This is a genomic window from Gordonia sp. NPDC058843, assembly GCF_042743165.1.
Taxonomy (GTDB): Bacteria; Actinomycetota; Actinomycetes; order Mycobacteriales; family Mycobacteriaceae; genus Gordonia.
This window is the reverse complement of the sequence record NZ_JBHYNC010000056.1, coordinates 20,211-32,147: the sequence shown is the minus strand read 5'-3', so window position 1 is coordinate 32,147 and position 11,937 is coordinate 20,211. Positions and strand designations below refer to the sequence as shown.

The window sequence follows — 11,937 nt, the reverse complement described above, 5'->3', positions numbered from 1 at the left end:
TCGACCTCGACGCGCTCCTTCGTCGCTTGCTCGGCCCGGCGGCTTGCGCTCCTCGCACCTCAGGGAGCAGGGGTTATGCGGTGCTTTCAGAGTAGGGACCAGGGGTTATGCGGTTCTTTCGGATTAGGGAGCAGGGGTTATGCGGTTTCGGATCAGGGAGCAAGGGGTCGGCTCACCCAGCGAACCCTCACCCCACGAGCAACCCGACGACCAGCACCGCCACCGCCGCGGCGGTCAGCACCGAACGCACGATGTTCCACGGCACCCAGACGGCGGTGAACTGCGACCACACCTTCACTGCCGCCTCGCCACGGACGTCCCCGGCGGCGTCGAGTCGATCGTTGGCCGGCACGTTGACGACCATCGTGATGACGACGCCGAGGGCGGTGAGGACGGTCGCGGCGAGCGCCCACCACCGCAGGCCCGAGTTCCACGTGGCCCAGACGGTCAGGGCACCGAACACCACACCGCCGGCGAAGATCACCGCGAAGAGCGGATTGAGGATGGCGCTGTTCATCCTCTGCATCGCCGCGACCGCGACGTCGGCACCGACCCGGCTCAGACCCGGGATCACGGCGTAGCCGAATCCCGCCAGTACACCGGCGCTGAGTCCGGTGGTCACGATCGTCAAGGTCACCAGCACATCGCGCAACAGATCCATGGGAACAGTCCAACGCCTCGCGCGTCGGAAATCCATGACCGGACCGGCGGAATTCCCGCTCGGCCGTCCGGCTCCCGACTCCGGAGCGGCCGACACCGTCATGGTTGACTCTTACCCATGTCCTCTCGCTCTCGCGTCCGGGCCCTGTCCGCGCGTCTGCCGTTCGGCATCGGGACCATTGTCTTCGTCCTCTGCGCCGCGCTGGTCGTCACCGGTGGCGTGGTGCTCGCGAGCGGCGACACCCGAACCGACGACGGCGAGTACGCCTACGGCGAGCTGCGCGGATACGAACGCGAACCGGGTACGGCCTGGACGATCGTCGGTCAGGAAGACCTGCCCGACTACTCCGGCGAGGTCACCATCGAGATCGCCGACACCTCCGACGAGGGGTGGCTCATCACGTATCCGTCGGGATTGGGACGGTCGTTCGTGATGGTGGACCGGCGTACCGGAAACCTGCTGTGGGACAGTCCCGTCAACGCGGGGCAGGGCGACTGCGCGGTCAACGAGGCCGGCCAGGTCGGCTGCGCCGTTCAGCTGGGTACCCCGCTCGAGGACGGTTTCTATCTCGTCGACGACGCCGGAATCCCGACTCGCACCTCGGAGTACCTGGACACCAAGGCGGTCGAGGGCCTGGGTACCAACTTCCTGCGCGTCAACCAGGTCGGGCATCAGGTCACCCTGAACACGCCGACCGGCAACAACATCTGGGCGCGGACGTTCGCCGCACCGGTTGTCGGCATCGACGTCAACGGTGACACCGTGATCATCAAGACCGCCGATGCCAGCCAGCATCTGGTCAACCCGACGACCGGGGAGGATCGGATCGGTTGCGATCAGTGCGCCATCAAGCTGTATCCGACCGGGGTGACCGTCGACCATCAGGGTCACGGCGAGGAGAAGGTGGTCACCTACGCCACCGTCAACGGTCGGGTCGACGCCGATCCGGTTGCGGAGGCCGACGGTCTGCGCGTGCTGCCGGGGCCGTCGACGCTACCGGTCCTGAACGCGGCGAATCAGGTGTTCGCCTCGGAGGGGCAGTACGAGATCCGCGATCCGGCGCGCCCGGGGGCGCTGTGGCAGATCCGCGACGGCGAGCTGTCCAAGGCCAATGCCATCGCGTGCGGGTCTCTCGTCAATTTCGGCCGCCTCGACGGTTCGCGGACCACCTATGCGCTCGCCGACGGCACGCACATCGGCAGCGGCCCCGCGCCCGGTCCGCAGCAGCCGATTCTCGCCAACCCACGGTGTGTCGGGTCGACCGGCACCACCATGGTCGTCGTCAACCAGGGGCTTCTGACCGGTGTCACCCCGGCGAACACGGCAGCCTGGGAACGCGGTCTGTCCTCTCCGGGTCTGGTCCGGGTGGTCGACGGATACATCGTCGTCAGCGAGGGCAGCACGCTGTCCATGCTGCGGCCGAACTGAACGGCGCGTTGCCCCGATAGTTGCGTCTTCAATCGCCCTTGTGGGCCGTTTCACAGGTGTGACCAGGCTTCGGTCCTCACCTGCGGCGACACAGAATCGTCTCTCCGTCTACACCCGAATTGGTTACGACAAGATAACGCTTTGCTCACGGCCGCGTGTACGGTCGGCTCGGTTCCGAAAGCACGAACCATCAGATGTACACGCGAGGTCGATCAGTTTTGGGTAAGCACTCCAAGCCACGGAAGAGGTCCCGCACACCGTTGTGGGCCACCGCACTCCTACCGGTGGGCGTTCTGGCCGGCGCGGCCACCGCCGGAGCCGAGCTCTCCGGTCACACGTTGGCTCCGACGCCCGTCTCGGCGCCCCAGTCCGTGTCCGAGGCCGCCACGACCACGCCCCCGTCGGTGACACCGGCCGTTCGGGCCCATCCCCTCGCACCCACTCCTCCGCCGCCGCCGGTCCGCCCCGCGAGCGTGACGACCGGCGCGGTCCCGGTGACCAACTACGACGCCTACGAGTCGGCCGCCAAGTCCGTCACGAGCACCCACCCGCGGTGCGGGGTCGACTGGAAGGTCATCGCCGGGATCGGCCGGGTCGAGTCCCACCACGCCGATCAGGGCAACGTGAACCCCGACGGCGTGCTGCGCAGCGCGATCTTCGGGCCACGTCTCGACGGGTCTCTCGCAGGCAACCAGGTCATCGGTGACACCGACGGCGGCGCACTCGACGGCGACCCGGTCTACGACCGCGCGGTCGGCCCGATGCAATTCCTGCCGTCGACCTGGAAGATGTACGCCGCCGACGGCAACGGCGACGGCAAGTCCGATCCGCAGAACATCTTCGATGCCGCCCTGACCACCGCGAACTACCTGTGCGACGAGGATCTCGATCTGCGGGACTCGTCCTCGCTGGTGACAGCGGTGCTGCGGTACAACAACTCGATGGACTACGTGAACAAGGTCCTCGGTTTCGCTCGCGAGTACTGAGGCCCGAAACGCACGCCCCACTGCCCCCCAGAGCTCACGCCCGAAACGCACACCCCACTGGTCCCTGAGGTGCGAGGAGCGCAAGCAACGACCAACCCCCGCCCCCTGAGGTGCGAGGAGCGCAAGCGACGAGCCACGAAGGGTCCGGCGACCGAGCCAGCGAACCCTTCGTGACGCTCGCAAGCTCGCACCCCAGGGAGCAGCGTTCGACCCGTCAGTCCTGTGTTAGAAATGCTTGTAGCGCAGCCGAATACATCGGCACGTCGTCGGCGCCCATGAGTTCGCGTGCCGAGTGCATCGCGAGCTGCGGCGCGCCGACGTCGATCGTCGTGAGGCCCGTTCGCGAGGCCGTGATCGGACCGATCGTCGACCCACACGGCAGATCCGCCCGATGGACGTATCGCTGCATGGGCACGCCCGCGGCATCGCACGCGAGCGCGAAGATGGCCTCCCCCACCGCATCTGACGCGTAGCGCAGGTTCTGGTTCACCTTGAGTACCGGGCCGCCGCCGATCGAGATCCGGTGGCCGGGTTCGTGCCGTTCGGGATAGTTCGGATGGGTCGCGTGGGCCATGTCGCCCGACAGACAGACGCTGGCGGCCATCGTCTGCAGGAAGTCCGCGCGTGATCCGCCTCGCGCCAGCACGATTCGTTCGCAGATCGAGCCAAGGAAGTCCGACGCGGCCCCGCGCTCGGACCCGCTGCCGACCTCTTCGTGGTCGAACAGGACCAGCATCTTCGTGTGGTTCGACGCCCCGGCGTCGAGGAGCGCCCGCAGGCCGGTGTAGCAGGTGCCCTGGTTGTCCAATCGGGGTGCGCTGAGCAGGTTCTCGTCAGCGCCGATGATCGCCGACGGTGCGATGTCGTGGGTCATGAGCTCCCAGCCGAGGAGCGCGTCCGGATCGATCCCCGCATACTCCGACACCCAGCTCAGGACGTCGGGGACCTCGTCGCCGATCCCCCAGACGGCATTGACGTGCCGCTGCGGATCGAGGGTGACACCCTTGCGTTCCTCGGACAGATGGATCGCGAGCTGGGGTACCCGCACGATCGGTTCGGTCACGTGGACCAGCGTGTGCGACACCGCGTTTCCTGACCGGTACGCAAGGCGTCCGGAGAGACCGAGATCGCGATCGAGCCAGGAGTTCAGCCAGGCCCCGCCATAGGGTTCGAGCGCGATCATCGGGACTCCGGCCGACGAGCGGTTCGGATGCTGCTTGACCCGCAGGTTGGGACTGTCGGTGTGCCCGCCGACGATGCGGAAAGCGCCGCTCGGCCCGCTCTCCCACGCGATGATCGAGCCGCCCCGGATGACGTAGTGCCGCGCCGACGGTGCGTCCAGATCGGCGCCCGCCCACTGCTGATCCTCGAAAAGCCGCGTATAGCCGGCACTCTCGAGCTCGCGGGCCACCGTCGCACAGACGTGGAACGGCGACGGCGATGCGTCGATGAAATCGCCGAGCCCACGCGCGGTCGCGCTGGTCGGGATCCTGGCGGACGCACTCATCGGCGAACGTGCGCTCACGCCGAGGCGAGGACCGAGTCGATCGCCGAGTAGAACAGCCCCAGACCGTCGTCGCTGGGACCGGTCAGCGGCTCCGTGGCGTGCTCGGGATGCGGCATCAGGCCGACGATCCGCCCGTCGGGACTGGAGATCCCGGCGATGTCGAGGGACGATCCGTTGGGATTCCGCTCGGGGAAGCGGAACACGACGAGCCCCTCACCCTCGAGCTCCTCGAGCTTGCGCTCCGACGCCACGTAACGCCCTTCGCCGGACTTGAGCGGGATGAGGATCTCGGCGCCCTGCTCGAAGCGGCTCGTCCAGGCCGTGGTGTTCGACTCGACGCGCAGCCACTCGTCCCGGCAGATGAAGTGCAGGCCCTCGTTGCGGGTCAGCGCGCCCGGGAGCAGCCCGGCCTCACAGAGGACCTGAAAACCGTTGCAGATGCCGAGGATCGGCATGCCCTTGCCAGCGGCCTCGACGACCGATCCCATCACCGGCGCGAACCGGGCGATGGCACCGGCGCGTAGGTAGTCGCCGTAGGAGAACCCGCCGGGGACGATGATCGCGTCGACACCCTTGAGGTCGGCGTCGCCGTGCCACAGGGCGACCGGCTCGGCGCCGGCCAGCCGGACGGCACGAGCGGCGTCGACGTCGTCGAGGGTGCCGGGGAAGGTGATGACGCCGATACGTGCGGTCATGTGTTTCCTCTACTCCGCGACGCGCGAGACGTTGAAGTTCTCGATGACGGTGTTCGTCAGCAGTTCTTCGGCGATGCGCTCGAGGGTCGTGTCGTCGACCGTGTCGTCGACCTCGAGCTCGAAACGCTTGCCCTGACGGACGTCGCCGATTCCGCTGAACCCGAGCCGGCCCAGGGCGCCGACGATGGCCTGGCCCTGCGGATCGAGAATCTCGGCTTTGGGCATCACGTCGACCACCACTCGCGCCATGGACCGCTCCTCAAAATGTCTGCTGGTCGGTTGTCGCCTGATCGGTACCTGCCCGATCAGATCACGCCGGTCAGCTTACCGGGTGCGCCAAATCAGCTCAGAGCACGGATTCGATGGCGGCGACGACCGTCGGGTCGGTGGGCTCGGTGCGCGGACGGAAGCGGTTGACGACCTCGCCGTCGGCGTTGACGAGAAACTTCTCGAAGTTCCACTGGATGTCGCCCGCCTCGCCGTCGGCGTCGGCATGCCGGGTGAGTTCGGCATACAGCGGGTGGCGCCCCTCGCCGTTGACGTCGGTCTTCTCCAGCAGCGGGAATGTCACACCGTAGGTCGCCGAGCAGAAGGTCGCGATCTCCTCGGCGGTACCCGGCTCCTGTCCCATGAACTGGTTGCAGGGCACTCCGACGACGGTGAGTCCCTCGTCCCCATACGTCTTGGCCAGTTCCTCCAGACCGGCGTACTGCGGCGTGAGACCGCACTTGCTGGCGACGTTCACCACGAGAAGCGGTCCGCCGAAATCCTTCAGCGAGACGTCGGAGCCGTCGAGGGCAGAAACCGGGATGTCCTTGATGTTGGTCATGGACGCCAGATTAGACGGCGTCCGGCGGGTGACCACGAGACGTGGGTCACAGGCCCACTCAGCGTATGCGCAAGGTCACCGTTAATTGCGTTTCTGCAATAGTTGCATTCGAGTTAGCATCTTCGGGTGTCCGGAGAATGCAGGCTGAGCAGCGGTGCCGACGAGTCGGTGAACGCCGCGTCGTCGGCACTCAACGCATTTCTGGACCGGCTCATCGATCTGAGCCGGCCCGACGCACTGGAGAGTTTGGCCTCCACCGAGATCACGTTCTCCCAGCTGCGCATTCTCTCCGCGCTCGGTTGCCAGAACGGCCCGATGTCGGTGAACGCCATCGCCGATCAGGTGCAGCTGTCCCTCGCGGCCGCGGGCCGCACCGTGGACAAGCTGGTGAGCGGCGGTTTCGTCGACCGCCGTGAGGACCCGTCCGACCGGCGGGTCAAGCGCATCTCTCTCACCGACGCGGGGCGGCGCTACCTGGAGACCCACCTGGCCGTGAAGCGCGGGACCGTTCGGCATTTCGTCGCGAACCTGCCGGTGGACATGCGGGACAATCTGTGTGCGGCGTTGCGTCCGATCGTCGACGACGCCGTCGACCATTTCTGTCTGCCCTCCGACGGACGGCAGGCCTCATGACATCTCGCCTCGACACCTATTGCCCCTGATCCCCTGACCGCCTCATTCGACCCGCTCGGGTCGATCGAGCCCGACAGACAATCTGCCGCGGGTGACCGAGGCACGCTCATTTCTCGTCCGACCGATAGGAACACCCGAATGACTTCATCCACAGGTGGCCACGTGCACGAGGGCCCACCGGACACCAAGCTGGACCGCCATGTCCTGATGGTCGCCGGCGTGGTCGTGCTCGGTGCGATCATGTCGATCCTCGACGTCACCGTGGTGGCCGTCGCGCAGAACACCTTCCAGCAGGAGTTCGGCACCGATGCCGCGGGCGCCGCCTGGACGGCGACCGGCTACACCCTGGCGCTGGCGGCGGTGATCCCACTGTCGAGCTGGGCCGCTTCACGTTTCGGTACCAAGAAGGTCTACCTCGTCTCCCTGGTCCTGTTCACTCTGGGATCGGTGCTGTGTGCGCTCGCGCCGAACATCGGGATGCTCGTGGCGTTCCGCGTGATCCAGGGACTCGGCGGCGGCATGCTGATGCCCATCGGCATGATGATGCTGACCAAGGCCGCCGGACCCGAGCGGGTCGGCTCGGTCATGGCCGTTCTCGGTATCCCGATGCTGCTCGGCCCGATCTCGGGTCCGATCCTCGGCGGTGTCCTGATCGAGCAGCTGAGCTGGCACTGGATCTTCCTGATCAACGTCCCGATCGGCATCGGCGCCCTGATCTTCTCCTGGATCGTCCTGCGCGACGACGCAGAGACCACCCGGACCTCGATCGACGTCGTCGGTCTGCTCCTGCTGTCGCCGGGCCTCGCGCTCTTCCTGTTCGGCATCTCCTCGAGCGCCGAACACCGGACCTTCGTCTCCGCGTCGGTCCTGGTGCCGACCATCATCGGCGCAATCCTCATCGTCGCGTTCATCTTCCACGCCCTGCGCAAGAAGAACCCGCTGCTCGACCTGCGTCTGTTCGCCAACCGCACGCTGAGCATCTCGGTCATCACGATGGTGCTGTTCATGGTCGCGTTCTTCGGTGCGGCACTGCTGTTCCCGCAGTACTTCATCGGTGTGCGCGGTGAGTCCACGCTGACCGCGGGCCTGCTGCTTGCCCCGCAGGGAATCGGCGCCATGCTCACCATGCCGATCGCCGGCCGCCTCACCGACAAGATGGGTCCGGGCAAGTTCGTGCTCGGCGGCATCGTCCTGATCGTGCTCGGCCTCGGGACGTTCATGTTCCTGGGCGCGGAGACCTCGTACTGGTTGATCTGCGGCTCACTGTTCGTGCAGGGTCTCGGTATGGGCATGACGATGATGCCGATCATGTCCGCGGCCCTCGCGACGCTCAGCAACCCGCAGGTGCCCGACGGCTCGACGCTGCTCAACGTGATCCAGCAGTCGGCGACCTCGATCGGTACCGCCGTGATCTCGGTGATCCTCGCCAGCAGCCTGGCGAGCAAGCCCGAAGCAGGACTGGCGATCCTGGCGAACACCTCCGACGCACCGTTGCCGCCGGGAGTGCCGGACCCGCTGCCGGAGTCGTTCTTCGAGACCGCGGCGGACGTGTTCTCCAACACGTTCACGATCTCGGTCGTCCTGATCGTGCTCACGCTGATCCCGGCATTCTTCCTGCCCCGCAAGAAGATCGCGTCGTCGCTCACCGAAGAGGACCTCGACCGCGGTCCGATCATGATGCACTGATCCCCCCTGTCCCCGCTGGTTGAGCGCAGCTCAACCAGCGGGGTCCGATCAGTTCTCGAGCGCACCCGACTGCTGGAGAATCCACGCCAGCTCGAAGGCGACCTCTTCCCACTGCTTGTAGCGTCCACTGACGCCGCCGTGGCCGGCCGACATCTCGGTCTTGAGCAGGACCGGATTGTCCGAGGTGGTCTTCTCCTGAAGCCGCGCAACCCATTTCGCCGCTTCGGTGAACAACACCCGGGTGTCGTTCAGTGACGTCAGAGCGAGGATGGGCGGATACGGCTTCGCGTCGACGTTCTCGTAGGGCGTGTAGGTCTTCATGTACTCGTAGACCTTCGGGTCGTGGAGCGGATCGCCCCACTCGTCCCACTCGATGACCGTGAGCGGCAGAGACGGATCGAGGATCGAGTTCAGCGCGTCGACGAACGGCACCGACGCCAGAATCCCGTTGAACAGTTCGGGCGCCAGGTTGGCGACCGCACCGACCAGCAGTCCACCAGCGGACCCACCCTCGGCGACCATCTGTTGCGGTGTGGTCCACCCGGTGTCGACGAGATGCCGTCCGGCCGCGACGAAGTCGGTGAAGGTGTTGCGCTTGCTGAGCTCCTTGCCGTTCTCGTACCAGTAGCGGCCCATCTCGCCGCCGCCACGGATGTGGGCCAGGACGAAGACCATGCCGCGGTCGAGCATCGACAGTCGCGCCACCGAGAAGTAGGGATCGATGCTCGCCTCATAGGAGCCGTAGCCGTACAGCAACAGCGGCGCGGGCCTGGCGGCATCGGTCTCCTTGCGCCGCACCACCGACAGCGGGATCCGGGTGCCGTCCTCGGCGACGGCCCACTCACGGGACTGCACGTAGTCGGTCGGGTCGTAACCGCCGAGGACGGGCTGCCGCTTGAGCAGGATCCGCTCGCCGGAGGCGACATCGAGTTCGAGCAGTTCCACCGGTTCGATGAAACTGCCGTATCCGATGCGCAGCTTGGGGGCGTTCCACTCCGGGTTCGCCGCGAGCCCCGCCGAACTGAGCTCCTCCTCGAAGGTGATCTCGCGGAAGTCCGACTCGGCGGGGACGCCGTCGATCTGCCGCAGGTCGGCGATCGCGATTCGCGGCAGGGCATCTCGCCGATAGGACAGGACCAGGTAATCCGCGAAGGCGTCGAGGTCCTCGATCCGGCGCTGCGGATCGTGCGCGATGAGGGGACGACGGTCCGACGGGTCTGCGACCGGAGCGAGGTCGATGGCGAAGTTCTCCGCCTTCTGCCCGTCACGGACGTCGTTGTGCACCACGACGAGGTAATCCTCGCCGCCGATGACCGCATGCTCCACGCTGTACTCGACTCCGTCGACCCGCGGTGCGACACTGCGGAATTCACCCGTCGGATCGTCGGCGGCGAGCAGATAGCTCTCCGAGGTGATCTTGGAGCCGACGCCGATGACCAGGTACTTGTCGCTGCGTGTAGTGCCCATCCCGACCCAGAATCGCTCGTCGGGCTCGGAGAACACCTTGACGTCGTCGGAACCGGCGCCGATGTCGTGGCGCCACACCGTGTCCGGACGCCATGCGGCGTCGACGGTCGTGTAGAAGACGTGGCGGGCATCCGCCGACCACACCGCGCTCCCCGATGTATCGCGGACCTCGTCGGGAAGAAGCTCCCCACTGCGAAGATCCTTGATGCGCAGCGTGTACCGCTCGTCTCCGACGACGTCGGTGCTGTAGGCGAGCCAGTCCCCGTCGTCGCTGACGGTCAGGGCGCCGAGGCTGAAGAAGTCGTGTCCCTCCGCCTCGACATTGGCGTCGAGCAGGATCTCCTCGCCGGGAAGCGGGTCATCGCCGACCTCCGGCGGGGTCCAGTCGTCGGCGGAGCGGATCGGGCACCGGCAGGACGTCGCGTACTGCTTGCCCTCGTGGGTGCGTCCGTAATACCAGTACTGTCCGCGCCGGTTGGGCACCGACATGTCGGTTTCCTTCGTGCGGCTCTTGATCTCGCCGAAGATCTGCGCGCGGAGGTCGGCCAGATGGCCGGTGTGCGACTCGGTGTAGGCATTCTGACCCTCGAGATAGGCGATCACCTCCGGGTCGTCCTTGTCGCGCAACCACTCGTAGTCGTCGACAAAGGTGTCGCCGTGATGGGTGCGCTCGGTGGGCACCTTCTTGGCGACCGGTGGGGTCGCGCTGTGCACGGTCGGATCGAATTCCTCGTTGCTCATCAGATCACCTCCGCATCGGGCCAATCGGCAAAGGACTTCTGCGAAATCCATTCGTACGCATCGACATACCGTTGGCGTGTACGTTCGACGATGTCATCGGGCAACGAGGGCGGCGCGACGTCGGAAGCTCGGTCCCATCCGGATTCGGCACTCGTCAGCCAGTTCCGCACGATCTGCTTGTCGAAGCTCGGCTGCACCTTGCCGGCCTCGTAGGTGGCTGCTTCCCAGTACCGCGACGAGTCGGGGGTGAGCACCTCGTCGGCGAGGACGAGCTCCCCGTCGACTCCGCGGCCGAACTCGAATTTGGTGTCGGCGAGGATGATTCCGCGCTCGGCCGCGACCGCTGCACCGCGCGCGTAGATGTCGAGCGTGGCCGAACGCAGCGCCTCGGCGAGTTCGGCACCCTGCGTCTCGACGACCCGCTCGAAACTGATGTTCTCGTCGTGCTCGCCCTGCTCGGCCTTGGTGGCCGGGGTGAAGATCGGCTCGGGGAGCTCGCTCGCCTCCGACAGACCTGCCGGCAGTGCGACGCCGCACACCGATCCGGTCGCCTGGTAGTCGAGCAGACCCGAACCGGTCAGGTAGCCGCGTGCAACGCACTCGACCTGCACCATCGGCAGTCGTCGGACCACCATCGAGCGGCCCACCACATGAGCCGGGATGCGTTCGTCGGTCGGCCCGCCTGCGAGATGGTTGGGCACCCCGAGCTCGTCGAACCAGTAGAAACTCATCGCCGTCAGGATGCGTCCCTTGTCGGGGATCGCGGGACTGAGGATGTGGTCGTAGGCCGAGATCCGGTCGGACGCCACCAGCAGCAGGGTGTCGGCGTCGATCTCGTAGATCTCGCGGACCTTCCCCGACGCCAGATGTCGGTAGGACTGCAGTTCAGGACGCATGGACTCGACCCTAGAGGGTGAGGTGACCTCGTGAGGCGGCAGGGACCTCCCGTCCGCCACCGGGCCCCGGGGTCTGCGATCCTGGACCGATGAGCGAGCCGCACATCACCATCACCTACTGCACGCAGTGCAACTGGCTGCTGCGGGCGTCGTGGATGGCCTCGGAACTGCTGAACACCTTCGGCACCGAGGTCGGGTCGGTGACTCTCGTCCCCGGCACCGGCGGGGTGTTCGTCATCGACGTCGACGGCACGCAGATCTGGGAACGCAAGCGCGACGGCGGCTTCCCCGGCGCTCCCGAACTCAAGCGACTCGTCCGCGATGTCGCGTTCCCGGACTGGAACCTGGGGCACGGCGACGTCTCGACCCCCGAATAGCAGTGCCGACCTTCTGCTCCCTGAGGTGCGA

At 66.6% G+C, this 11,937-nt stretch carries 12 protein-coding genes; 5 read left to right on the top strand and 7 right to left on the bottom strand.

What is annotated here, in order from left to right; all coding sequences use genetic code 11:
• Positions 1-187: 187 nt before the first annotated feature.
• The gene (locus ACFW3F_RS23325; protein WP_388061699.1) at positions 188-661 is read right to left on the bottom strand and encodes a DUF1772 domain-containing protein; all 474 of its coding nucleotides are present in this window, start codon (positions 659-661) and stop codon (positions 188-190) included.
• A 117-nt stretch (positions 662-778) separates the two neighbouring features.
• Between ACFW3F_RS23325 and ACFW3F_RS23320 the strand changes: the two genes are divergently transcribed.
• Positions 779-2,089, top strand: a complete 1,311-nt coding sequence (locus ACFW3F_RS23320) for a hypothetical protein (RefSeq protein WP_388061697.1) — start codon at positions 779-781, stop codon at positions 2,087-2,089.
• Between the two features lie 218 nt (positions 2,090-2,307).
• Positions 2,308-3,075 (top strand): lytic transglycosylase domain-containing protein, encoded by a 768-nt coding sequence (locus ACFW3F_RS23315; protein WP_388061695.1) that lies wholly within the window; start codon positions 2,308-2,310, stop codon positions 3,073-3,075.
• Between the two features lie 214 nt (positions 3,076-3,289).
• On the opposite strand, the gene ACFW3F_RS23310 is transcribed toward ACFW3F_RS23315, so the two are convergent.
• The 4 genes from ACFW3F_RS23310 to ACFW3F_RS23295 form a co-directional block, all read right to left on the bottom strand.
• The gene (locus ACFW3F_RS23310; RefSeq protein ID WP_388061693.1) at positions 3,290-4,582 is read right to left on the bottom strand and encodes a M18 family aminopeptidase; all 1,293 of its coding nucleotides are present in this window, start codon (positions 4,580-4,582) and stop codon (positions 3,290-3,292) included.
• Between the two features lie 14 nt (positions 4,583-4,596).
• Positions 4,597-5,277, bottom strand: coding sequence for a phosphoribosylformylglycinamidine synthase subunit PurQ (gene purQ, locus ACFW3F_RS23305; protein WP_388061691.1), 681 nt, complete (start codon positions 5,275-5,277; stop codon positions 4,597-4,599).
• Between the two features lie 9 nt (positions 5,278-5,286).
• Positions 5,287-5,526, bottom strand: coding sequence for a phosphoribosylformylglycinamidine synthase subunit PurS (gene purS, locus ACFW3F_RS23300; RefSeq protein ID WP_010844201.1), 240 nt, complete (start codon positions 5,524-5,526; stop codon positions 5,287-5,289).
• A 97-nt stretch (positions 5,527-5,623) separates the two neighbouring features.
• Positions 5,624-6,106 carry a glutathione peroxidase gene (locus ACFW3F_RS23295; RefSeq protein WP_388061689.1) on the bottom strand — a complete coding sequence of 161 codons (483 nt, stop codon included), beginning with the start codon at positions 6,104-6,106 and terminating at the stop codon, positions 5,624-5,626.
• A gap of 126 nt (positions 6,107-6,232) precedes the next feature.
• Between ACFW3F_RS23295 and ACFW3F_RS23290 the strand changes: the two genes are divergently transcribed.
• Both ACFW3F_RS23290 and ACFW3F_RS23285 read left to right on the top strand, forming a co-directional pair.
• Positions 6,233-6,739 (top strand): MarR family winged helix-turn-helix transcriptional regulator, encoded by a 507-nt coding sequence (locus ACFW3F_RS23290; protein ID WP_388061687.1) that lies wholly within the window; start codon positions 6,233-6,235, stop codon positions 6,737-6,739.
• A 138-nt stretch (positions 6,740-6,877) separates the two neighbouring features.
• On the top strand, positions 6,878-8,425 hold the full coding sequence (locus ACFW3F_RS23285; RefSeq protein ID WP_388061685.1) for a DHA2 family efflux MFS transporter permease subunit: 1,548 nt from the start codon (positions 6,878-6,880) through the stop codon (positions 8,423-8,425).
• A 48-nt stretch (positions 8,426-8,473) separates the two neighbouring features.
• Here ACFW3F_RS23285 and ACFW3F_RS23280 read toward each other — a convergent pair whose 3' ends face one another.
• Together ACFW3F_RS23280 and ACFW3F_RS23275 are read right to left on the bottom strand one after the other, a co-directional pair.
• Positions 8,474-10,633: a S9 family peptidase gene (locus ACFW3F_RS23280; protein WP_388061682.1), complete on the bottom strand. Its 2,160-nt coding sequence runs from the start codon at positions 10,631-10,633 to the stop codon at positions 8,474-8,476.
• Positions 10,633-11,529: a phosphoribosylaminoimidazolesuccinocarboxamide synthase gene (locus ACFW3F_RS23275; RefSeq protein WP_388061681.1), complete on the bottom strand. Its 897-nt coding sequence runs from the start codon at positions 11,527-11,529 to the stop codon at positions 10,633-10,635. Before ACFW3F_RS23275 ends, ACFW3F_RS23280 begins: the two co-directional genes overlap by 1 nt.
• An 89-nt stretch (positions 11,530-11,618) precedes the next feature.
• Between ACFW3F_RS23275 and ACFW3F_RS23270 the strand changes: the two genes are divergently transcribed.
• Complete coding sequence (locus ACFW3F_RS23270; RefSeq protein WP_388061679.1) at positions 11,619-11,906, top strand: SelT/SelW/SelH family protein; 288 nt, start codon at positions 11,619-11,621, stop codon at positions 11,904-11,906.
• The last annotated feature ends 31 nt before the right edge of the window (positions 11,907-11,937 follow it).